This is a genomic window from Cohnella rhizoplanae (assembly GCF_948329515.1).
In the GTDB taxonomy this organism is placed as follows: domain Bacteria; phylum Bacillota; class Bacilli; order Paenibacillales; family Paenibacillaceae; genus Cohnella; species Cohnella rhizoplanae.
This window is the reverse complement of the sequence record NZ_CAOJCN010000023.1, coordinates 26197-47559: the sequence shown is the minus strand read 5'-3', so window position 1 is coordinate 47559 and position 21363 is coordinate 26197. Positions and strand designations below refer to the sequence as shown.

21 protein-coding genes are annotated in these 21363 nt (G+C 59.2%); 12 read left to right on the top strand and 9 right to left on the bottom strand.

Annotation, left to right across the window (positions count from 1 at the left end; all coding sequences use genetic code 11):
* The first annotated feature begins 57 nt into the window (after positions 1-57).
* Positions 58-1098, top strand: coding sequence for a LacI family DNA-binding transcriptional regulator (locus PQG80_RS23960; RefSeq protein ID WP_271754198.1), 1041 nt, complete (start codon positions 58-60; stop codon positions 1096-1098).
* Between the two features lie 133 nt (positions 1099-1231).
* Here the strand turns inward: PQG80_RS23960 and PQG80_RS23955 are convergent, their stop codons facing one another.
* On the bottom strand, positions 1232-2065 hold the full coding sequence (locus PQG80_RS23955; RefSeq protein ID WP_271754197.1) for a 3-keto-disaccharide hydrolase: 834 nt from the start codon (positions 2063-2065) through the stop codon (positions 1232-1234).
* Between the two features lie 488 nt (positions 2066-2553).
* Here PQG80_RS23955 and PQG80_RS23950 point away from each other — a divergent pair, with 488 nt between their 5' ends.
* The 7 genes from PQG80_RS23950 (at position 2554) to PQG80_RS23920 (ending at position 9030) form a co-directional block, all read left to right on the top strand.
* On the top strand, positions 2554-4260 hold the full coding sequence (locus PQG80_RS23950) for an extracellular solute-binding protein (RefSeq protein WP_271754196.1): 1707 nt from the start codon (positions 2554-2556) through the stop codon (positions 4258-4260).
* A 79-nt stretch (positions 4261-4339) separates the two neighbouring features.
* On the top strand, positions 4340-5257 hold the full coding sequence (locus PQG80_RS23945; RefSeq protein WP_334219846.1) for an ABC transporter permease: 918 nt from the start codon (positions 4340-4342) through the stop codon (positions 5255-5257).
* Positions 5258-5271: 14 nt separating this feature from the next.
* The gene (locus PQG80_RS23940) at positions 5272-6171 is read left to right on the top strand and encodes a carbohydrate ABC transporter permease (RefSeq protein ID WP_271754195.1); all 900 of its coding nucleotides are present in this window, start codon (positions 5272-5274) and stop codon (positions 6169-6171) included.
* Positions 6172-6195: 24 nt separating this feature from the next.
* Complete coding sequence (locus PQG80_RS23935) at positions 6196-7104, top strand: NAD-dependent epimerase/dehydratase family protein (protein ID WP_271754194.1); 909 nt, start codon at positions 6196-6198, stop codon at positions 7102-7104.
* Between the two features lie 52 nt (positions 7105-7156).
* Positions 7157-7609, top strand: a complete 453-nt coding sequence (locus tag PQG80_RS23930; RefSeq protein ID WP_271754193.1) for a VOC family protein — start codon at positions 7157-7159, stop codon at positions 7607-7609.
* A 33-nt stretch (positions 7610-7642) separates the two neighbouring features.
* Positions 7643-8524, top strand: a complete 882-nt coding sequence (locus PQG80_RS23925) for a TolB family protein (RefSeq protein ID WP_271754192.1) — start codon at positions 7643-7645, stop codon at positions 8522-8524.
* A gap of 62 nt (positions 8525-8586) precedes the next feature.
* Positions 8587-9030, top strand: coding sequence for a VOC family protein (locus tag PQG80_RS23920; protein WP_271754191.1), 444 nt, complete (start codon positions 8587-8589; stop codon positions 9028-9030).
* Between the two features lie 96 nt (positions 9031-9126).
* Here the strand turns inward: PQG80_RS23920 and PQG80_RS23915 are convergent, their stop codons facing one another.
* Genes PQG80_RS23915 through PQG80_RS23890 form a run of 6 tightly spaced genes read right to left on the bottom strand, consistent with a single transcriptional unit; the run spans position 9127 to position 15263 of the window.
* On the bottom strand, positions 9127-9837 hold the full coding sequence (locus tag PQG80_RS23915; RefSeq protein WP_271754187.1) for a glycerophosphodiester phosphodiesterase: 711 nt from the start codon (positions 9835-9837) through the stop codon (positions 9127-9129).
* A gap of 19 nt (positions 9838-9856) precedes the next feature.
* On the bottom strand, positions 9857-10699 hold the full coding sequence (locus tag PQG80_RS23910; RefSeq protein WP_271754186.1) for an ABC transporter permease: 843 nt from the start codon (positions 10697-10699) through the stop codon (positions 9857-9859).
* Positions 10700-10712: 13 nt separating this feature from the next.
* Entirely contained in the window at positions 10713-11633 is a 921-nt protein-coding gene (locus PQG80_RS23905; protein WP_271754185.1) for an ABC transporter permease, read from the bottom strand.
* On the bottom strand, positions 11630-12616 hold the full coding sequence (locus PQG80_RS23900) for an ABC transporter ATP-binding protein (protein ID WP_271754184.1): 987 nt from the start codon (positions 12614-12616) through the stop codon (positions 11630-11632). Before PQG80_RS23900 ends, PQG80_RS23905 begins: the two co-directional genes overlap by 4 nt.
* Complete coding sequence (locus PQG80_RS23895; RefSeq protein WP_271754232.1) at positions 12603-13595, bottom strand: ABC transporter ATP-binding protein; 993 nt, start codon at positions 13593-13595, stop codon at positions 12603-12605. The genes PQG80_RS23900 and PQG80_RS23895 overlap by 14 nt, the downstream gene beginning before the upstream one ends.
* Before the next feature lie 54 nt (positions 13596-13649).
* Positions 13650-15263, bottom strand: a complete 1614-nt coding sequence (locus PQG80_RS23890) for an ABC transporter substrate-binding protein (protein WP_271754183.1) — start codon at positions 15261-15263, stop codon at positions 13650-13652.
* A 204-nt stretch (positions 15264-15467) separates the two neighbouring features.
* Here PQG80_RS23890 and PQG80_RS23885 point away from each other — a divergent pair, with 204 nt between their 5' ends.
* A complete protein-coding gene (locus PQG80_RS23885; protein ID WP_271754181.1) occupies positions 15468-16400 on the top strand; it encodes a LysR family transcriptional regulator in 933 nt (310 codons plus the stop codon).
* A gap of 376 nt (positions 16401-16776) precedes the next feature.
* Here PQG80_RS23885 and PQG80_RS23880 read toward each other — a convergent pair whose 3' ends face one another.
* Positions 16777-17136: a winged helix-turn-helix transcriptional regulator gene (locus tag PQG80_RS23880; RefSeq protein WP_271754180.1), complete on the bottom strand. Its 360-nt coding sequence runs from the start codon at positions 17134-17136 to the stop codon at positions 16777-16779.
* 132 nt (positions 17137-17268) lie between these two features.
* On the opposite strand from PQG80_RS23880, the gene PQG80_RS23875 reads away from it, so the two are divergent.
* Positions 17269-17901, top strand: a complete 633-nt coding sequence (locus PQG80_RS23875; protein ID WP_271754179.1) for an NAD(P)H-dependent oxidoreductase — start codon at positions 17269-17271, stop codon at positions 17899-17901.
* Between the two features lie 108 nt (positions 17902-18009).
* On the opposite strand, the gene PQG80_RS23870 is transcribed toward PQG80_RS23875, so the two are convergent.
* Complete coding sequence (locus PQG80_RS23870; protein ID WP_271754178.1) at positions 18010-19584, bottom strand: ABC-F family ATP-binding cassette domain-containing protein; 1575 nt, start codon at positions 19582-19584, stop codon at positions 18010-18012.
* A 152-nt stretch (positions 19585-19736) separates the two neighbouring features.
* Here PQG80_RS23870 and PQG80_RS23865 point away from each other — a divergent pair, with 152 nt between their 5' ends.
* A complete protein-coding gene (locus PQG80_RS23865; RefSeq protein ID WP_271754177.1) occupies positions 19737-20534 on the top strand; it encodes an ABC transporter permease in 798 nt (265 codons plus the stop codon).
* 10 nt (positions 20535-20544) lie between these two features.
* On the top strand, positions 20545-21363 hold the full coding sequence (locus tag PQG80_RS23860; RefSeq protein ID WP_271754176.1) for an ABC transporter permease: 819 nt from the start codon (positions 20545-20547) through the stop codon (positions 21361-21363).

Here is a 21363-nt window from a genome sequence, read left to right as displayed (position 1 = left end):
CGATTTACAGTCTTGTGTATGATAGAGGATAAACGCGCGTTCATAAAGGGTGGTCCTATGAAAACTACAAAAGCCAACAGCACCGAAATCGCGCGTCTGGCCGGCGTATCAAGAAGTACGGTAAGCCGCGTCATCAACAACTACTCGAACGTGCCCCCCAGGACGCGGGAGAAAGTCCTCGAGATCATTCGGCAGCATAACTACGTCCCCAATGTCTCCGCTCAGATCCTCGCCGGGAAGCGAATCCGGACGATCGGGCTGTTCCTGATCTCGCAGGGAAGCGTATCGAGCGACGCCCTGACCAACATGCTGATCGTCAGCGTCATCGAGAACGCCTCCGAATACGGCTATTACGTGCTCACCCACATCATTCGGGACACGCAGGATACCGAAGCGATCAAGGGCGTAATGGATATCTTCTATCAGCACCGCATCGACGGCGGCATCTTCATCGGCGCGGCGAGCCACGAGCCCTTTATCGAAGATCTGGTCAAGGCCGGCTTCACGGTCGGCATCGTGGACCAGGAGCTCCCGGAGCGGCCCGAGTCCAACCGGATCGTCTCGACCTTCAACAACGACGCGGGCATGAAAATGGCTGTCGCCTATCTGTCCGGTCTCGGCCATACGGCGATCGGCACGATCAACGGCAACATGAACCGGTTATCCGGCCGGACCAAGTACGAGGGCTTCCTCGCCGCCATGCGCATGTGCGGCTTGCAGGTGAATCCGGACTGGGTGCTCGAGGGCGACTTCCAGGAAAATAGCGGGTACGAGGCCATCCAATCGCTCGTCGGACGCGGGGTCGCGCCGCCTACGGCCCTGATCGCCGCCAACGACAGCGTCGCGTTCGGCGCGATCCGCGCGCTCAAGGAGCACGGTCTGCGCGTGCCCGAGGACCTATCGGTCATCGGCTTCGACGATCACGCGATGAGCGCGAAGCATCACCCCGCCTTGACGACGATCCGCGTCGAATTCGCGGACATGCTGCGGCGCCTGACCACCTGCGTGATCTCTGCCATCGAAGACGAGACCGCGGTCGCCAGAGAGATCGCGTCCGACTGCAGCCTGATCGTGCGGGATTCCTGCCGGAGAATATAAGCGCTGGCGGGCCTTGCAGCCCTATGGCTGCATCTGCGCGGCGAACGCCGACGCGCAGCCCTGGAAGACGCCGGTCCAATCCCCGGCCCCTTCTTGCGAAGCGGGCTTCTTCGGCATGTCCGCAGCCGTTCCCTCACAGCTCCCGGACCCGGATACGGCGCCAACGGCAAGCCGCGTTCGGCCCCCACCGCGCCTCTCCCATCCCGGGGTCGTTGTCATGGACCTCGAAGGCGATATGGCCCTTGTCTCCCAGCAGCTCCCGAACGGCCTCGGCATCGTACGCCGGATGTCCCATGGCGGCCGTATCGACCTCCGATATCTTCCGTCCATTGATAAGAACGGTGATCCGCGGGATCTCCCCTTCGACCCGAATCCGGAATTCATTCCAGTCGTCCCACTTCCAGACGGACAGAAACTGCTCTCCGGTCGCCGCATAATCGAGCAGCGCCGGCTTGTCGGGCGTCATGGGCTCCAGGCTCGAAGCCGGATCCTCCAATCGCAAGCCCGTCGGCCGTCCGTCGCCGTCCATAACCGCGTCGAGCGTGAAGGCAATGCCGTGGAAGCCTCCGATCCCATTGCCGTACACGCCGCCGATATTACCCGACTTGCGGTGATCCAATAGAATCTGGTACCCTTGCGATCCAAGCTTGGAGGCCCGGACGAGAATCCCGGTATCCGCCGGCCAGTCCGGCCGCGCCTCGAAGATCAGCTCGATATCGCCGTATACGCCGTCGCTGAGCAGGTATCCGCCGTAACCGCTGCCTGGCGGATTCTGACGGCCTATAATCGCGCCCTCCTCCACCGTCCAGCTGCCGGACGTCCGCGAAGCGCGAAGATACGCTTCCGAAGCCGGGTCCGGTTCAGGCGCTCCCGGCGCGCGAGCGACCGGAAGGCGGGGCACCGCATGCCATCCCGCAAGCGTCTTGCCGTCGAAGAGAGACACGTAGGAATCCTCTGTTGGCGCCATAGATCCTCCTTAAGCGGTTTGTTTATTTCTTCCCGGATGATAGCATTAACACGCGTTTATTCAACGGTGATGAGAAGATATGCAAGATATTATCATAATAAAACATGTAATTTAAGGATTGACAGCGCTTTATTTGTTTCGTATGATGAGCGCACAGACACGCGTTTACAGCATAACTCCACCACCACCGTCCAAATCAAGTCTCGTACTTTGTTTGGACTTATTGTTTCCGCAAAATGAACGCGTGTTCACAAACGTATTTCAAACGATTCTAGCTAACTCTCCAAGCCTTCAGCCATCTTTAGACAAAAATTAACACGCGTTTATTTCGCCTAGGAGGGATGCCTTCTTATTCGACCGCCATGAACCCGGCGAACCGATCAGCGCTCGCCCGCCGTATGCTCGCGAGCTTGCGACCGCGTCCAAACCGATGCGCGCCGCCCTCAGAGTCTCCAAGAAAGGCCAATATTGAATTGGAGGGGTTGTCCTTGAAGAAAACGAAAGCCAGTAAAACGTTGCCTCACGTCCTGCTCGGCCTGGCCGCGATCGTCGGCCTGTCGGCCTGCAACAGCGGTTCGAATTCGTCCGATGCCGGCGCGAGCCAGGCCGCCTCGTCCAGCGCCCAGGCAAGCGGCGCCGCTCAGCCGTCGGACCCGCTCGGCAAGTACGACAAGCCGGTCACGATGTCCTGGGCCGTACAAACCGCCGCCGCCTCGAAGCTGCTCGACGGAGAATCGTGGGACGACAACCGCTGGAGTCGCCTGATCCATGACAAGCTGAACATTAATCTCAAGGTAGCGTTCTCCGCCGACAGCAGCACCGACGCCTACAACAACAAGCTGAACGCCATCATCGCCTCCGGCGATCTGCCCGACGTGTTCAAGACGCAGGATGCCAACGTCTTCCTACAGCTGGCGCAGAACGGACAGCTCGCCGATCTCACCGAAGTGTTCGACAAGTACGCCTCCGACTCGCTCAAGGCCTACAAAGAACGCTTCGCCGATTCGTTCAAGGGCGCGACGATCGACGGCAAGCTGTATGCGATCCCCCGCATGAACGACAACTTCCATGAAGCGCCGTTCCTGTGGATCCGCGACGACTGGCTGAAGAACACCAACTCCCAGCCGCCCAAGACGATCGAAGAGATGGTCGCGCTCGCGGAGAAGTTCGCGACGGGCGACCCCGACGGAGACGGCGTCAACGGCAACACCTATGGGCTGGCCCTGAACAAGGATCTGATCAAGGCCGGCCACGGCAGCATCCTGGGCCTCGCGGCGGCCTTCGGCGTGCCGGGCTACGACGAGAGCGTGTTCTACCGCGGCGCGGACGGCAAGATGACCTTCTCCTGGATCCAGCCGGGCATGAAGGACGCGCTCGCCCAGCTCGCCGACATGTACAAGAAGGGGCTCATCAACAAGGAGTTCACCGCCAAGAACGAGTCGGCGCTGGTCGAGGACATCACGAGCGGCAAGATCGGCATGGCCTACGGCAACAACTGGGGCACCTGGTATCCCTACAACAACGTCTACAAGAAGGACGGCGTCATCGTCCGCCCGTACGCCATCCCGACGAAGGCGGGCATCGACTACAAGGTCGGGATCGAAAGCAACGCCGTCGGACAGATGACGATGGTCAGCAAAGACTTCAAGAACCCCGAAGCCGCCATCAAGATTCTCAACTTGTACGACGAGACCGTCAACTACTCGTCCAAGGAAGATTACGAGAAGTATTGGGCGAACGAACAATACCGGCTCTCTCCGGTCTATATCGACCAGCCCGGCGAGGTGTACGCGGCCGACATCCTGAAGGCGCTCGACAAGGGCTCGCCGGATGAGCTCCCTCCGGGCGCGAGGCCGAACTACGACTATATCACCGGATTCGAAGACGGCTCCCTGGCCAAGGACGATAACGCTTACGGCAACTGGGGACAGATGTCCAAGTCGGGCTCGCTGCCGATCGTGCTGAACAAGTACATCCCCGACCAAGCGATCGTCCAGAGCGCGCTCGGCATCGAGCGGCCCGAGGCCTGGCTGACCAACGCCTCCTCGCTCGACACGCTGACGATCACGACCTTCACCGACATCATCACCGGCGCGAAGCCCGCCGATGCCTTCGACACCTTCGTCAAGCAATGGCTGAAGGCCGGCGGTCAGCAGACGCTCGACGAGCTCGACAAGCTGTACCCCGCGAATTGATCGAGACGCCCGGGCTGCGAGCGGGAGACCTCTCTTCGCAGCCCGGACGCCCGTAATCCCTGAAAGGCGGTGACCCTTCGTGAAATCAAGGCTTGCCCTCTCGGACCGGTTCGCCCGGGAACTCCCGCTTTACCTGATGATCCTGCCTGCCTTCTGTCTCGTGGCCGTCTACAGCTATGGATCGATGGCGGGCGTCATCATCGCCTTCCAGAAGTTCATTCCCGCCAAGGGAATGTTCGGCGACCAGAAGTGGATCGGGATGCAGAACTTCCATACGCTGTTCGCAATGCCGAACATCGGTCCGGTCATCCGCAATACCGTCGTCATCGCCCTAGGCAAAATCGTCGCGGGCATCCTCGCCCCGGTCGTGTTCGCATTGCTGCTGAACGAGATCCGGAATCTGCTGGCCAAGCGGGTGTTCCAGACGCTCGTGTATCTGCCGCACTTCCTGTCGTGGGTCATCCTGTCGGGGATCCTGATCAATCTGCTCTCTCCAAGCGAGGGCGTCGTCAACATCCTGCTCGCCAAGGCAGGGCTCGATCCGATCTTCTTCCTGGGCAACGCGCACGCCTTTCCCTGGACCATGATCGTGAGCGACGTATGGAAGACGTTCGGCTTCGGATCGGTCATCTATCTCGCCGCGTTGTCGGGCATCAATCCGGCGCTCTACGAGGCCGCCGTGATCGACGGCGCCAACCGCTGGCGGCAGACGCTGCACGTGACGCTGCCCGGCATCGTCCCGATCGTCGTGCTCATGACCGTGCTCGGCTTCGCGAACATCCTGAACGGCGGGTTCGACCAGATCTACAACATGTACAGTCCCGTCGTCTATTCTACCGGCGATATTCTGGATACGTTCGTATTCCGGCTCGGCATTGAACAAGCCCAATACTCGCTGTCCACCGCCGCAGGTCTGTTCAAGTCGGGCGTGTCCTTCGTATTCATCGTCGTCTCGTACTACCTGGCCGACAAGTTCACCGGGTACAAAGTATTCTAGCGGAGGATGGGATTATGCATATACGAACATCGGTATCGCGCAGAATCTTCCTGGTGAGCAACGCCGTGCTGCTAACGCTGATCTCCCTGGCCTGCATCGCGCCCTTCATCAATCTGCTGGCAGTCTCGTTCTCCGACAAGACCGCCGTGGCCGCGGGTGAAGTCACCTTTTTCCCCGTCAACTTCACGACCGTCTCCTACGAGTTCATCACGAATTCCTCCAAGTTCTTCGATTCGCTCGTAGTATCGCTGAAGCGTACGGCCATCGGCGTGCCGCTCAACCTGCTGCTCATTATCATGACGGCCTACCCGCTGTCCAAGTCCAGAGGGGACTTCCGGGCGCGCTCCTTCTTCTCCTGGTTCTTCGTCGTTACGATTCTGTTCAACGCGGGACTGATCCCGACCTATATGGTGGTCAAGAGCACCGACTTGATCAACACGATCTGGGCGCTCCTGCTGCCCGGCGCGCTGCCCGTCTTCAGCATGCTGGTCGTCATGAACTACATGCGCAGCCTCCCCAAGGAGCTGCTCGAGGCCGCTTATATCGACGGCGCCGGTCACGTCCAGACGCTGCTACGCATCGTGCTCCCCGTCTCGGCGCCGACGATCGCCACGGTGACGCTGTTCGCGTTCGTCGACCATTGGAACAGCTGGTTCGACGGCATGATCTACATGAACAGGATCGAGAACTATCCGCTCCAGACCTACCTGCAGACCGTCGTCGTCAACCCGGAGGAGTTCATCCGCAACAACACCGATCTCAGCGGCAATCTGTCCAAGTACTTATCCTTGGTCAGCGCGCGCACGACGGGCGCCGCGCAGATGTTCCTGGCCATGATCCCCATTCTGTGCCTCTATCCCTTCCTGCAGAAGTACTTCACGACCGGGCTGGTGATGGGCAGCGTCAAGGAATAAGAAGATGGGAAGGACGTGTCCGGCATGAAAATATTCGTCACGGGGGGCACCGGGTTCATCGGCTCCTACGTCGCCAAGGCGCTGCTCGACGACGGGCACGAGCTCACGCTGCTGGCCCGCAATCCGCGCAAGGTAGCCGCCTTCGAGGCGGATGAACGCATCCGCTTTGTGGAAGGCTCTATGGAAGATTATGCCGCCATCGCTCGAGGGCTTGAAGGTCAGGACGCCTGCATACACGTCGCGTTGTCGTGGCTCGGCGGCACGGCCGAGGAGAACGCCGTTCGCGAGACGCTGCCTACGATCCGCCTCTTCCAGGCGGCCGCCGAGGCTGGCGTCATGAAGCTGCTCTTCACCTCGTCCATCGCGAGCTTCGGCACGGCGCGCCACGACGACACCGGCTATATCCGGCCGATGAACTATTACGGAGCGGCCAAGGCCGCGTCCGAGGCGTATCTCATGGCGATCGCATATGAGTACGGCCTGCAGGCGAACGCGATACGGCCGGGCTATACCTTCGGCAATCCATGCGTCAAGGGCGGGCCGCTCTATCCGGACCTCAAGCTCATGGACATGGTGAAAAAAGCCCGCGCCAACGAGCCGATGACCTTCGTCAAGAACGACGGCACCCAGTTCATATGGGCCGGCGATCTCGCGAAGGTATATATGGCGCTCCTGCATGCGGACATCCGGGAGCATAATCGCGGCTACTTCACCGCCGTCAGCACCGAGCACCGCACCTGGGCTCAGATCGCGCAGATGGCCGTCGACCTTCTGGGCTCGCGGAGCGAGATCACGCTGATCGACAAGGGCCGGCCCGCACCGGACGGCACCCCGATCGACGTATCGCGCATTCGCGATTCGTTCGGCTTCTCCTTCACGGCGGACGAGCGGATGAAGGAGCACCTGCTATACTTAAGCACGCTGGAGCCGTAGAGCCGCCGCCGCGTCGAGCTACCCATCCAACCAGAAGAAAGGACAGACCCTTATGATAAACACGCTCTCCTTCGACGGCTTCATCCAGATCGCGATCGTCGTGGACGACATCCAGAAGGCGGCGGAAACCTGGGCGCGCTTCTTCAACATCCCCGTCCCCGAGATCCGCTATCAGCCGCCCGCTCCCAATCCCGATCTTACCTACCGCGGCAAGCCGGCCGAATACGGCCTGAAGCTGGCGAATATCGAAGTCGGCTCCTTCGTCATCGAGCTGCACGAGCCGGACGAGCGGGACAGCACGTTCCGCGAATTCCTCGACAAGCACGGCAACGGCGTCCATCACCTGGGCTTCCAAGTCGGCGAGCGGCGCGACGCGATCGTCGGCGAGCTCGAGGAGATGGGCTACGCGATGCGCACGATCGGCTATTATCCCGGCAGCAGCTGGACGATCGTGGACAGCGAGGACGATCTGGGCGTCAATCTGAACATCAAGCCGCGGGCTTAAGCCCGCACGGCGCAGACAAGGGAGACTCGCACAATGAACCGATTGAAGGAACCGCGCAAGATGGAAGCCAGCCCGATCGTCAGCATCCTCGAGACCGTCGACATTCACAGCGGCGAGCGCCGCGTCCTGGCCGAGTTCGATCATCTGATCGAAGCGCCCAATTGGACGCGCGACGGCAGACGGCTCATCTATAACAGTCAGGGACGGCTCTATGAATACGACCTCGCCGCAGGCACCAGCCTGGAGATCGACTCGGGCTTCGCCGTACAGTGCAACAACGACCACGTCCTGTCGCCCGACAACGACCGCGTCGCCGTGAGCCATCACACGTTCGAGGACGGCCAGTCGCGGATCTACGTCCTTCCCTTGCAGGGCGGGCGCCCCGAGCTCATCACGCCGCTCGCCCCCAGCTACCTGCACGGCTGGTCGCCCGACGGCAGCACGCTTGCCTACTGCGCGGAGAGAGACGGCCAGTACGACATCTACACGATCCCGGCGATCGGCGGCATCGAGACGCAGCTGACCGACGCGCCTGGCTTGAACGACGGCCCCGAGTATTCGCCGGACGGCAAGCACATCTGGTTCAACTCCGTGCGGTCGGGGCTCATGCAGGTGTGGCGCATGAATGCCGACGGCAGCGACCAAGTCCGCATGACGCAGGAGGAGAGCAACAACTGGTTCCCGCACGTCTCGCCCGACGGGCAGTGGGTGGTGTATATCGCCTACCGCAAGGGCGATGTCGATCCGGGCGATCACCCGGCCAACAAGCAGGTCGAGCTGCGGCTCATGCCCGCCGCCGGCGGCGAGTCCCGCACCCTCGTCTCGCTGTTCGGCGGGCAGGGTACGCTGAACGTGAATTCCTGGGCGCCGGACAGCCGGACCTTCGCCTTCGTCAGCTATAGACTCAGCGAGTAGTTCGTCCTCACAAGTCTTCACGAGTCATCACGCATCAAGTCCACTCCTAAGGAGCCGATCCCATGCCGAATACGATTCTGGGCACCACCTTCGTCTGTCAGATCGCCATGGTCGTCCGCGACGTCGAGAAGGCCACCAACAAATTCGCCGAGCTGCTCGGCGTCCCGGCCCCGTCCATCATCATGGCCAATGAAGACGGCAGCGACACCGTCACCTACCGGGGAGCGTCAACGCCCGGCAAAGTGAGGCTTTCCTTCTTCCATATGGAGAATACGGTCATCGAGTTCATCGAGCCGACGGAAGACCCTTCTACGTGGAAGGAATTCCTCGAGACGAACGGCCCCGGCGTCCACCATTTCGCCTTCAAGGCCAAGGACCGGATGATGGCGACCGCCGCCAAGCTGGAAGACTTCGGCTTCCCGCTCATCCAGCACGGCGACAAGTACGCGTATGTCGACAGCACGGACGACCTGGGCGTCATTCTGGAGCTGCTCGATATCGATTGATGGCAGGTACGTTCAATACGGCATTAAAAACGGCCCGGATCGTCATTAAAATGACGCCGGGCCGTTTTTACGTTGCAGATCGAAGCGCGGCGAAGCTCAAGAACTAGACTTCACGTAGGGGAGATTCTCCTCCACCTTATCCAGAAGCACGCCGTCGACGTTCATTTTACGCCACAGCGCGATGTTGTCTATGGAAGTATAGCCGGTCATCCTGCCGGCGTTGTTGCCCGCCATGATCCATACCTGCTTGCCGGCTTGGCGAATCCGGGCTACGGATTCTTCGCTCACCCATGCCTCCCACAGACGGATGATGTCCGCCCCCGCCTCGATGAACGCTTCGACTTGCCCGGGGAGGGGAGAGAAGGCAAGTACACGGATCTCGGGAACTAGACTTTTGACGAACTGCACGTCCGAGACGTTGACAACGCCAAGCACGACTTTGTCCTCGTACGCATAAGCGCGAATCATCTCGAGGATGGGCAGCAGATCCTTCCCGCCCCCTTTGACATGAAAAAGAATAGGCGCGACGCCGCTGGCCAGCACTTCCTCCAGGGTATGGGGGTGGAACAGCGAATGGCCTGTAAATCGCAGGGACCGATACTGCTCGGCCGTGAGATCGCCGATGCTGTCCGGGACGCCGAACATGCGCAAGGCATCCGAATCATGGGCGATAACCGGAACGCGGTCCTGCGTATACCGAATGTCGAGCTCCACATAATCGGCGCCAAGCGCTAACGAGAATTTAGCCGCCTGCAGGGTTAACTCAGGGTAACGGTCCGTGCCGCCTCTATGCGCTATGAGTAACATATTCTATGTTCAAGCTCCTCTAAGATTTAAGTTTGGGGTCCAATCGATCGCGAAGCCAATCGCCGACCAAGGAGACCTGCAGCACGATGATGACGATAATCAGGCTGGGCACGATGGCCAGCCACCAATTGTTGATCAAGTGGTCGCGTCCGTCGCTGACCATGGCGCCGAGCGAAGTGTCCGGAGGCTGAATGCCCAGCCCCAAAAACGACAGCGAGCTCTCCAGCAATATGAACGAACCGAGCTTCATGGACGCGTGCACGATCAACGGAGAAGAAATATTGACGAGCACATGCTCGAATAGAATGCGCGTAGTGGAGGCGCCCAAGGCGCGACTGCTCTCGATAAAGCTCATTTCCTTCAGCTGAATCGTCTGACCGCGTACGAGGCGGGTGAAGCTGGCGAATCCGGTAAATCCGACGATCAAGGCGATGGTCACGGAGTCGGCTTCCATGGCGGAGGCCAGAACGATCGCGATGATGATGGAAGGAATGGACATGAGGACATCCATCACGAAGCTGATGACCAGATCTACCCAGCCTCGGAGCAGTCCTGCCAGTACGCCCAGCAGCGTGCCGATCGCCGAGGAGATCAGCAAGCCCGCTATCGCGATCAGCAAGGAATTGCGGGTCGCATAGAACAGCCGGATCAGGAAGTCTCTGCCCAGAAAATCGGTTCCGAGCACATACTTGGCCTGGCCTCCCTTAAGAAAGATAGGGGGAATCAGCCGGTTGAGCAGATCGGTGGCGCCCAGATCAACCGGGAACAGCACGGGCGAGAGCATCGCCAATACGAATATCGCCAGAAAGGAAGCGATCAGCGCGGCGATGAAGAGCGGCGCTTTGAATCTGCGCGCGATCATAGACATCCCTCTTTCAGTGTGGTTTGCGTATGCGCGGATCGAACCAGCCGTAGCTCAGGTCCACCAGCAGATTGGTGAAGGTGACGGCGATCGCGATGAGCATCGTCCCGTACTGAATGACGGGAAAATCCCTTTGCTGGGCGGCCGACACGATGAGCGAGCCGAGCCCGGAGAAGGAGAATACCGTCTCGACGACGACCGAGCCGCCGATCAGCGCGCCGATGTGAAGCCCGATAATCGTGACGACCGGGATCAGGGCGTTTCTCAGCGCGTGCTTGAAGATGACGGCGGTTTCCCGTACGCCTCTGGCTCGGGCGCTGTCCAGGTAATCCTGGCGAAGAACGTCCAGCATCGAGCTGCGGGTCAACCGGGCAATATTGGCGACGGAACCCAGGGTAAGCGCGATCAGCGGCATCACATAATGCGCCGCCGTGCCGCTGCCCCCGCTCGGAAGCATGCGCAGGCCCAGGCTGAAGAGAAAGATCAGCAGGATCCCGAGCACGAAGCCGGGGATGGCGTCCGCCGCGACGGAGAAGCCCATCATCCACCGGTCGGCCAGGGAGTTGCGTCTGATGGCGGCCAGAACGCCCAGCGGCACGCCGATCGCGATCGCGATGACGAAGGATGCGACGCCTAGCGTAAGGGTGCGGCCGGCTCTCTCGGCGAACAGCTCATTCACGGGGCGCAGATAATAGTAGCTGTCGCCCATGTCGAAGGCGAGGACGTCACCCAAATATTCCGCGTATTGCTCGTGGATCGGCCGGTCGAGGCCCATGGAGACGCGCATCTCGTGCCTCACCGATGCCGAGGCATCGTCCGGAAGCAGCCCGTCCGTAGGATCGCCCGACATCCGCGTGATGACGAATACGACCGTCACGATGAACCAGATGGTGAGGATGGCCTTGAGCAGATGCTTCACGATGAACCGGGTCATGCCCCCGCCTCCCCGCTATACAGATGGCAGGCGACGAAGTGATCCTTCTCCGCTTCTTGCAATGCGGGCATACGGGTGCGGCAGACGGCTTGCGCCTTCGGGCAGCGCGTCTGGAACGGGCACCCCGCCGGAGGATTCAAGGGGCTCGGCAGGTCGCCTTCGAGCAGTGTTCGCGCTCTTCGAAGCTCGGGGTTCGGCAGCGGAATGGCGCTCATCAACGCCGACGTATAAGGATGGAGCGTGTTCCCGAAGAGCTTCCGCTTGGGCGCGAGCTCCATGATCCGGCCCAGATACATGACCATCACCCGGTCGCTGACGTGCTTGACGACGCTCATGTCGTGCGAGATGAATAGATAGGTCAGCTTCATTTCCTGCTGCAATTGCTTGAACAGGTTCAGAATCTGGGCTTGCACCGACATGTCCAGCGCCGATACGGGTTCGTCGCAGATCAACAGCTCGGGTTGAAGAACGAGGGCCCTGGCGATGCCGATGCGCTGCCGCTGCCCCCCGCTGAATTCATGGGGGAATCGCTCGAGCGCATCCTCGTCGAGACCGATCTTCTCCAGAATGAACAGGATCCGGTCCAGCTTCTGCCGGGCGCTCAGCTTGGTATGGATCCGCATGGGCTCCTCGATGATCCTGCGGATGTTCATGCGCGGGTCCAGCGAGGAATACGGGTCCTGGAAGATCATCTGGACCTCCTTGCGGAATGCGGAGGGCGCGCCGGCCCCGACCTGCTGTCCCTTATACAAAACTTCGCCCTCCGTGGCGTCCGTGAGCCCCATCATGATTCTGGACAAAGTCGTTTTGCCGCAGCCGGATTCGCCGATGAGCCCCAAGGTCTCCCCCTTGTAGATGTTGAAGCTGACGTCGTTGATGGCTCGGACCGCCCCGGACCGACGTCTCCAGAGCATCCCTTTGTTCACGGGGAAGCTCTTTCTCAAGTTTTTGACTTCGGCCAGCACTTCCTTATTCTCGTTCATCGTCATGACCCCTATCTGGCGCCTCCATCAGCCAGCATCTCGACCGATGTCCATTCTCCCCTTCGATCAGGGGCGGCTCGCTCTCCCAACACTTGCTCTTGGCATAGGCGCACCGCCCGGCGAACCGGCAGTGACCGACCGGCGCGGTCAGCCGCGGCACGGAGCCCGGAATGGCGTACAGCGTATCTCTGTCCTCGTCGAGGCTTGGAATGGAGGCCAGCAGCCCCTTGGTATAAGGGTGGGAAGGTGCCGCGAAGATCGCAGCCGTCTCCCCCTCTTCTACGACAACGCCGCCGTACATGACCATGATCCTGTCGCACATCTCGGCCACGATGCCCATGTTGTGCGAGATGAGAATCATGCCCATCTGGAACTGCGCCCTGATCCGGTCCATGAGGGCTAGTATCTGAGCCTGGATCGTGACGTCGAGCGCCGTCGTCGGCTCGTCGGCGATGACGATCTCCGGATGGCACGCCAGCGCGATGGCGATCATCGCCCGCTGCTGCATGCCGCCGGACATCTCGTGAGGATAATTCGTCAATCTCGATTCCGGCTCCGGGATGCCCACCAGCTTCAGCAGCTCGACGACCCGGTCTCTGGCTTCCTTGCGCGACATCTTCTGATGGACGGTCAACGCTTCGGCGATCTGATCGCCTACCGTATAGACCGGATTCAGCGCGGACTGCGGATTTTGGAAAATCATCGAGATCTTCTTGCCTCTGATGCGGCTCCACGCCTTGCGGCTCTGCTTCATCAGATCTTCGCCATGAAACAGCACCTCGCCGCCTTCGATCCGGGCATTGGACTTGTCCAGGAGATTGATCAAGGAGCGGGCGACCGTGCTCTTCCCGCAGCCGGATTCGCCGACGATGCCCAGCACCTCTCCCTTGCGCAGGTGGAAGCTCACGCCGTCTACCGCAGGAACGACGCTGCTGCCGGAGCGATAGTAGGTCTTGAGATTGCGGACGGATAACAGCATGTTCAAGGGGACGTCACCTTCCTTCCTTTTGCCGCGATGCTTCGCTTGCCGGGATTATTCAACGACTTTAAAGTTATCCGCCCTGAAGTCCATCGCCTGCGAGGGATACGGCGTCCATGCCAGTCCCTTGCGGACGCCCCAGTTCTCATACGGATAATAGAGCACGGTGCCCGGCGCTTCTTCGTCCCAGATGTTCATGAGCTTTCTGGCCAATTCCTTTCTCTGCGCCGGATCCGTCGCGGATTCCATCTCTTCTCCGGTTGCGATAAAGCCGTCGGGCATGTCTTGCCAGTACTCGGCGCGGGCATCGGTCTCGGGTCCCCAGAGCAGCCATAGCCCGCCTAACGGATCGGGGAAGCGCATGGTGTTGGACCAGTTGGACACTTGCGCGCGCGTCACCTTGTCCGTAAATTTGACCTTGGCGTTGACGCCGATCTGCTTCCACATATCCACGATGGCTTGGGCGGCTTCATTGGCGAAGGTGTAGTAATTCGACTTCAGTTCGTATTCGATCGTCTCGCCTTTATAAGAGGACTCCGCCACCAGCTGCTTTGCTTTCTCGAGGTCGTACGCCGGCGTAGGGTAATCGTCCAGATACAGGTCGCCGAATTCCGGGTATTGATGGCCCTTCGGGACGATCGCCTTGCCTCCCCACAGCGCATCGGAGAGCTTCTGGCGGTCGATGGCCAGGTTCAGTGCTTGACGCAGCTTCTTGTCCTTCAGCGGACCGAAGCTCGTATTGTAGACGAGCATGTGCAGATTGCTGATGTTCAGGCTCTCGACGCTCAGGTTCGGTTCATTCTGGATCACGGACATCTGATCGGGCGGCAATTGGGTGATGATGTCCGCTTCTCCGGTGATCAGCGCCGTGATGCGGGCGGAGGTCTCCGGGTAGTTGACGTATTCGATCCGCTTGGCGCTCGGCTTCTCTCCCCAATAATCGTCGAACCTCTCCAGCACGACCTTGTCCGGGGAATAGGACACGACTTTGTAGGGGCCGGTGCCGATCGGCTTCGCGGCGAATTCTTCATTGCCCACCTTCGTAATATAGTCGGCCGGGACGATCCAGGAGCCCCAGCTGGAAGCCAGGCGCTGCTCCAGAATCGGGTCGTTCTTCCCGGTGACGAATCGAACCGTATAATCGTCGATCTTCTGCACGGACGTAATGCCGGCGAGCAGGGAGGCTGCCAGCTCGGAGCCGTCGATGTTCTGCTTCAGGCGGTCGAAGCTGAACACGACGTCCTTGGCCGTCATTTCGTCGCCGTTATGGAACTTAACGCCTTGGCGCAGCTTCACCTCCAGCGTCTTGTCGTCGATCCGCTTCCACTCGGTGGCGAGCATCGGCTTCAAGGCGGAGTCGTTCTTCTGGTCTGCCTGCATCAGGGTCTCGAAGACGTTGTATTGAATGCGGATCGTGGCGTTGCCGACGCCTCGGATCGGGTCCATATTCGCGGGGAGCTCGGCGACTCCGACCCGCAGAACGTCCAGTTCCTTGGAAGCCGTCGTATCGCTTGCGCCTGTACTTGCGGCTGCGCTTGCGCTTGCGCCTGTGCCTGTGCCTGCTGCTGACCCTTCCTTCGAATCGTTCGAGGCGTTGCCGCCGCTGCATGCGGAGAGGGCGAAGCAAAGGATAAGTGCTGCGATCAGCGAAAATTTCGACTTTCTCACTCGTATAACGTCCCTTCTATGTCTGAAGTATTATTCAAAATAATTATAGACAAGGACAAGAGAGAAAGCGTAAACCAGCTGTAAAATCTCATGCAGAACCAGATTAAATCCCAATATAATAAGGGATAATGGATGATTATTGAAAATCGGCCGATAAGCGAATATAATACTCGTATAATAAAAAATTATAATAGAGGTGCGGAAGTGCAGCTACGCGACATTCAATACGCGCTCATGGTAGCGAAGGAGCTGAGTTTCTCCAAGGCGGCTCAGAAGCTGTCGGTCAGCCAGCCGGCCCTGAGTCAATGCATCAAGAAGCTGGAGTTGGAGCTTCATGCGCCGTTGTTCTTCCGCGAGAATCATACGCTTAAATTGACGGCCGCCGGGGAACTGTTCGTGAAGGAAGGCGGCGAGATTCTCAAGCGCAGCCAACAGCTGACGCAGGAGATCTCGATTATCGCGGGCAAGCGGGAGGACAACTTGCGGATCGGCATCTCCCCCTTTTACGGCAACCACTACCTGCCTAGAATGATCCCGGCTTTTAGACGGCAGCATCCCCAGGTGAAGCTCGACATCGTGGAGAGCTATTCTGCCAATCTCGAAGAGCTGATCGTCAACGACGAATTGGACTTCTGCATGCTTCCGCTGCCGCTTCATCACAGGGAGATCGAGCATCTCCCCATCTATCAGGAGCAGATCCTGCTGGCGATTCCTCCGCAGCATAGGCTTCACGCCCATTTGACGCCGGCGATGTCGAACGGCTTGCCCTTCATGGACCTGCGCCTCGCCCGCAACGAGCCTTTTGTATTCCTCAAGCCGGAACAGAAGTTCACGTCCATGGGGCTGCGTCTGTGCGAGGAGGCCGGCTTCGAACCGCAGATCGTGTTCGAGACGATGAACTGGGATACGGTGAACGCGCTGGTCGCCACCGGCATGGGCGTCGGGTTCGTGCCGGAGATCCTCATCGGCACGACCGTTACGGGAGAGCCGCCTACTTATTGCCGGATCCTGGCGGAGAATACGACGCGCAGCTACGTCGTCGCTTACAAGAAAGGACGGGGCCTGGCGGCCGCCGCCCATCAGTTTATCCGTATCGCGCAAAGCTCCTTCCATAGCAAGGATCGGCCTGCAGGTTAGAGGGAGAGGCGCGGGCGCCTGCTCCTGGAACCGCGCTTTTCTCGCTTGCAGCACACGACAGTCCCTTGTCCGCTCCTGTAACGTTGCTTTTCTCGCTTGCCGCCGCATCTCGCACCTGGAACCGCGCTTTTCTCGCTTGCAGCACACGCCAGTCCCTTATCGGCTCCTGTAACGTTGCTTTTCCCGCTTGCCGCCGCATCTCGCACCTGGAGCCGCGCTTTTCTCGCTTGCCGCACGCGCCAGTCCCTTGTCCGCTCCTGTAACGTTGCTTTTCTCGCTTGCGCGGCTCGCTCTTCCTTCCGTTCTTAACGAATGTCCGCCTGTTTACCAAAAAAGCCCGAGAGCCAAAGCTCTCGGGCCTTTTTGCATGCAAACGCTAGTCCGTTTCCGTTCGTTCATTTTCCGCCTCTTTAAGCCGCTTCCGCTCAATATGGGCCACTCCCCACCGATGCAGCATCTCCAGAACCGGTGACAGGCTCATGCCGTACGCCGTGATCGAGTATTCCACCTTCGGCGGGATCTGCGGGTACACGACTCGCTTCACGATCTCTTCCTCCTCCAATTCGCGCAGATAGAGCGTTAGCATCCTTTGCGTGATATCGGGCAGCAATCTTCGCAGCTCATTGAACCGCAACGGTTTACCTTGAAGCAAATGGTAGAGGATCGTGGGCTTCCATTTGCCGACGATCGAATCCATCGCCACGACGAACTGACATTGGCCGGGGTTCTTTTGCATACATCGCCCACCTTACGGTACCTTTTTTCATACTATACCACATATTTGTGCCTACTTAACATAAGTAAGTAAATATAATATGATCACCCCAGGAAACGTAACTCATCCGATTACAGAAGGGAAGTTTGATTCATGGCAACGGTACTCTACATCACCGCGCATCCGCTGGATCATCAGTCATCTTACAGCCTCGCGGTAGGCAAAGCATTTATTGAAGCGTACAGCGCGGAAAATCCGGCGGACGAGGTCGTTCATCTGGATCTCTACAAAGAGAATATTCCGCCTTTCGATGCTGACGTTTTGCGCGGCTGGGAGAAGCTTCGGTCCGGTTCAACGTCGGATGCACTATCTGACGCCGAGAAGGCAAAAGTTGATCGTCTTGAGGAAGTCGTCGATCAATTCGTATCCGCCGATAAGTATGTATATGTATCGCCGATGTGGAATTTCTCGCTCCCGCCGGTGCTGAAGGCTTACACGGATGCGACCTCCATCCCGGGGAAGACGTTCAGATATACCAAAGAAGGCCCCGTAGGCTTATTACCGGGCAAGAAAGCCTTGCATATTCAAGCTAGCGGTTCCGTCTATTCGGAGGGACCTCTCGCTCAACTCGAGATGGGATACAGCTATTTGACGAAGGTATTACGATTCTATGGGGTTGAGTCGGTCGAGGCTATTTTCGTGGAAGGAACGGCATTATCCGATCAGGCGGTATCGGTAAAAGAAAAAGCGATCGCGCATGCCAGGGAAGCGGCCAAACGCTTCTAATGGGGCTCCCGCAATCGTAAAAAGGCTACAATCCGGTTACGGCCGGGTTGTAGCCTTTCCTTTCCTTTCTTTCGACGCGGAATGGTCGCCTTTCTGCCGTCTACGACCCTACAGGCTCTGCAGCGTCACGCCATTGGCAGGATCGAAGGACAGCATCTTCGTCCCGATCTTATCGATGAAGAAGCGATCGTGGCTTACCGTGATGACGGCGCCGGGGAAATGGATGAGCGCTTGCTCCATGACCTGAATGCTCGTCAGATCCAAATGGTTGGTCGGCTCGTCCAGGACGATCACGGCCGCGCCCGACAGCAGACACTTGGCCAGCGCCACCCGCGCTTTTTGTCCGCCGGACAGATGGCCGATCGCCTTGCTCAGATCCGCCTCCGAGAACTGCAGCATCGCCAGGAATTTGTTCACCTTTTTGCGCGGGGCATCCAGTCCCAGTCCATACGTATTCACGGCGTGGCTGACGGTATCCTTGGGATCGAGCTCCTCCCACATCCGGTTGAAGTAGGCGTAGCTGACGCCCTTCTCCCAGACGATCTCGCCGGACTCCGGCTTCTCCGCCCCGGTGAGCGCCTTGATGAGCGTGGACTTCCCGCTTCCGTTCGGTCCCGCGATGACCAGGCGGTCTTCCTTTTGAATATCGAAGCTGACGTTCTCGAAGATCCGCCGGCCCTCGTAGGTCTGCCCGATTCCCTTCACCTCGCATAGCTTGTCCGGGAAGCGCAGCCTCTCGTAAATATCGGTGATCAGCACGTTAACGGGATGCGGCTCGATCCGCTTCTTGTTATCCGCCAGCTTGCGCGAGAGACGGTCCTTGGAGCCGGACTTCCGGCTCGCGCGCTCGTCGATCGCCTCGGACTCCATGAGCAGCAGCTCTTCCTCCCACTCGAACTGCCGGTCCAGCTCCTTCTTGCGCATCTTCTTCTTGCGGACGTAATCGGTGTAGTTGCCTTCGTATTCCTGAAAATGATAGTTCTCGATCTCGATCGTGCGCGTGACGACCTTATCGATGAATTGGCGGTCATGCGACACCAGAACCATCGCGCCCTTGAACCGGTACAGCCACTGCTCCAGCCACGCGATGCCTTCGATATCCAAATAATTCGTCGGCTCGTCCAGCAGTACGACATCGGGCTGCTCAATCAACATCTTCGCGAGCGCAGCGCGGTTGCGCCAGCCTCCGGACAACTCGTCGATCGGTTGATGACGCGATCTGTCGTTAAACCCGAGCTTCGTCAGCACCGTATTGATCTCGACGGACACGTTCCAACCATCGAGATGATCCATTTGCTCGAATAGCTCCGCCTGCCTCGCGAGCAGCCCGTCCATCTCCCGATCGTCGGTAACGACGCCCAGCTTTTCTCCGACCTCTTGCAGCTCGCGCTCGATCAGGGCAACCTGCTCGAAGCACGCTTCAAGTACTTGCTGAACGGACAGGCTGCCATGCAGCTCCGAGAATTGCGAGAAATACCCGATTCGCACCTGAGGGTCCACTTCGACTCTGCCGGCGCTCGGCTCTTCTTGACCCAGGATGAGCTTAAATACCGTCGACTTGCCCGCGCCGTTCCGCCCGATGAGACCGATCCGTTCCCCTTGCATCACCCGAAAATAAATATCGCGAAAGATCATGGAGTCTTCATACTTCTTCGTAACGTTCTCCAACCGTATAACGCTCATGGCGATCACCCTTCCGGTTCCAGCATGCTAGCGTGATTATACCATTCTCGCTTGAGATATCCCTCTATGAGGGGGAATCTACCAAATTAACAGTTGTAGGGCTCACAAAGGAGCCTTATAATTTACAGATCTAACCAAACGAGGGGGCGCCCATGCTCCAGGCATACTTGTATATCGCCAAGATGAAGCTGCTCACCAACCTGACCTACCGCTTCGAATGGCTCACCTCGATTTTCACCAACCTCATTCTGATGCTCGCCTCCGTATTCATCTGGCAGGCGGCTTACAGGGGCGGGGGCGGAGCGGGAGAAGCGCTGAGCGTCGACGACATGGTCACTTACTCCATCCTGTCGAGCACGCTCGGCGCGCTGTTCGTCTGCAACGTGCAGGACACGATCTATGTGAAAATGAGAGAGGGGCAGATCGCCACCGACTTGTACCGCCCCCTCCCGCTGCTCGGCGGTTACCTGGCCGACGATATCGGCGGCATGCTCAGCTCGATCCTGAACAACGCGATCCCGCTGTTCCTGTTCGCCGCGCTCTTCTTCGGCTTTCCCGGGCCTGCCGATCCGCTCAGTCTGGCGCTCTTTATCCCCAGCTGCCTGCTGAGCTACGGCATCCTCTGGCTGCTCTCGGCGCTAGTCGGCATGGTGGCGTTCTGGGTGATGGAGCTCGGCAATATGGGCATGGTGAAGGACGTTATCCTGCGCGTGCTGTCCGGCGCCTTCGTGCCGATATGGTTTTTCCCCGGGCCCGTACAGACCGTCTCCGCCTTCCTGCCCTTCCAGTATACCTATCAGACGCCGCTCGGCATCTATATCGGGAGGGTCGGCACGTATGAAGCGCTGGGCGACATGGCCGTGCAGGCGGTCTGGATCGCGCTTCTCGCGCTCCTGCTCGCGGCCGTCTGGCGGCGGGCCAAGACCAAGACGTTGATTCAGGGAGGATGAAGGGTTCGCGATGATCGCTACGTTACGGCATTACCTATCCGTCGCCTCCTGCTTCGCACGGCTCGCCGTGCAGCGGCAGCTGGAGTATCCGTTGTTTCTGGTCAGCTGGCTGCTGATGATTCCGACCTCTTACTTCACGGGCATCTGGATGCTTCGCGTGATCGTCGAACGGTTTCAGCCGCTGGGCGGATGGGATTTCCCCGAGCTGACGTTCCTGTACGGTCTCGGGCTGATCAGCCACGGCATTCTTGTCGTCTTTTTCATCAACACCTGGTCCATCGACCGCAAGGTCATCAACGGAGAATTCGATCGGCTGTTGCTGCGTCCGATGAACGTCTTCTTTCAGCTGGTGGCGAGCTACGTCAACTTCATCGGCCTGATCGATTGCATCCCGGGCATCGTCATTTTCGCATACGGCTGCTATCTGACGGGCTTCGAGTGGACGGCGGCCGCCATCGCCAAGCTGATCCTCGTGCTGCTGGGCGGGGTGCTCATCCGCGCTGCCTTGTTCATCGCGCTCGGCTCGATCGCCTTCTGGACCAAGCGGAACGGGGCGGTCGTCGGCTTTGCCGTCATCACGCTGGAACGCACGACGATGTATCCGCTCAGCCTGTACCCTTATGCGCTGCAGTCGTTGCTCACCTTCCTGATCCCGATCGGGTTCATCAGCTTCTATCCGGCTGCCGAGTTCCTCGGCCTGGACGACGGAGGACTGGAGCTGCCGCTCAGCTTCGCGCTGTGGACGCCCGCGGTGGGCATCGTCAGCTTCTTCCTGGCACATGGGCTATTCCGGCTGGGCATGCGTAAATACGAGAGCGCGGGCTCTTAA

Excerpts from the sequence above, each read along its gene's own strand:
- PQG80_RS23865 (WP_271754177.1), top strand. The coding sequence starts at position 19,737 with ATGCTCCAGGCATACTTGTATATCGCCAAGATGAAGCTGCTCACCAAC.
- PQG80_RS23875 (WP_271754179.1), top strand. The coding sequence starts at position 17,269 with ATGGCAACGGTACTCTACATCACCGCGCATCCGCTGGATCATCAGTCA.
- PQG80_RS23935 (WP_271754194.1), top strand. The coding sequence starts at position 6,196 with ATGAAAATATTCGTCACGGGGGGCACCGGGTTCATCGGCTCCTACGTC.
- PQG80_RS23910 (WP_271754186.1), bottom strand. The coding sequence starts at position 10,699 with ATGATCGCGCGCAGATTCAAAGCGCCGCTCTTCATCGCCGCGCTGATC.
- PQG80_RS23925 (WP_271754192.1), top strand. The coding sequence starts at position 7,643 with ATGAACCGATTGAAGGAACCGCGCAAGATGGAAGCCAGCCCGATCGTC.
- PQG80_RS23930 (WP_271754193.1), top strand. The coding sequence starts at position 7,157 with ATGATAAACACGCTCTCCTTCGACGGCTTCATCCAGATCGCGATCGTC.
- PQG80_RS23900 (WP_271754184.1), bottom strand. The coding sequence starts at position 12,616 with ATGAACGAGAATAAGGAAGTGCTGGCCGAAGTCAAAAACTTGAGAAAG.
- PQG80_RS23940 (WP_271754195.1), top strand. The coding sequence starts at position 5,272 with ATGCATATACGAACATCGGTATCGCGCAGAATCTTCCTGGTGAGCAAC.
- PQG80_RS23960 (WP_271754198.1), top strand. The coding sequence starts at position 58 with ATGAAAACTACAAAAGCCAACAGCACCGAAATCGCGCGTCTGGCCGGC.
- PQG80_RS23870 (WP_271754178.1), bottom strand. The coding sequence starts at position 19,584 with ATGAGCGTTATACGGTTGGAGAACGTTACGAAGAAGTATGAAGACTCC.
- PQG80_RS23880 (WP_271754180.1), bottom strand. The coding sequence starts at position 17,136 with ATGCAAAAGAACCCCGGCCAATGTCAGTTCGTCGTGGCGATGGATTCG.
- PQG80_RS23860 (WP_271754176.1), top strand. The coding sequence starts at position 20,545 with ATGATCGCTACGTTACGGCATTACCTATCCGTCGCCTCCTGCTTCGCA.
- PQG80_RS23920 (WP_271754191.1), top strand. The coding sequence starts at position 8,587 with ATGCCGAATACGATTCTGGGCACCACCTTCGTCTGTCAGATCGCCATG.
- PQG80_RS23955 (WP_271754197.1), bottom strand. The coding sequence starts at position 2,065 with ATGGCGCCAACAGAGGATTCCTACGTGTCTCTCTTCGACGGCAAGACG.
- PQG80_RS23905 (WP_271754185.1), bottom strand. The coding sequence starts at position 11,633 with ATGACCCGGTTCATCGTGAAGCATCTGCTCAAGGCCATCCTCACCATC.
- PQG80_RS23915 (WP_271754187.1), bottom strand. The coding sequence starts at position 9,837 with ATGTTACTCATAGCGCATAGAGGCGGCACGGACCGTTACCCTGAGTTA.
- PQG80_RS23895 (WP_271754232.1), bottom strand. The coding sequence starts at position 13,595 with ATGCTGTTATCCGTCCGCAATCTCAAGACCTACTATCGCTCCGGCAGC.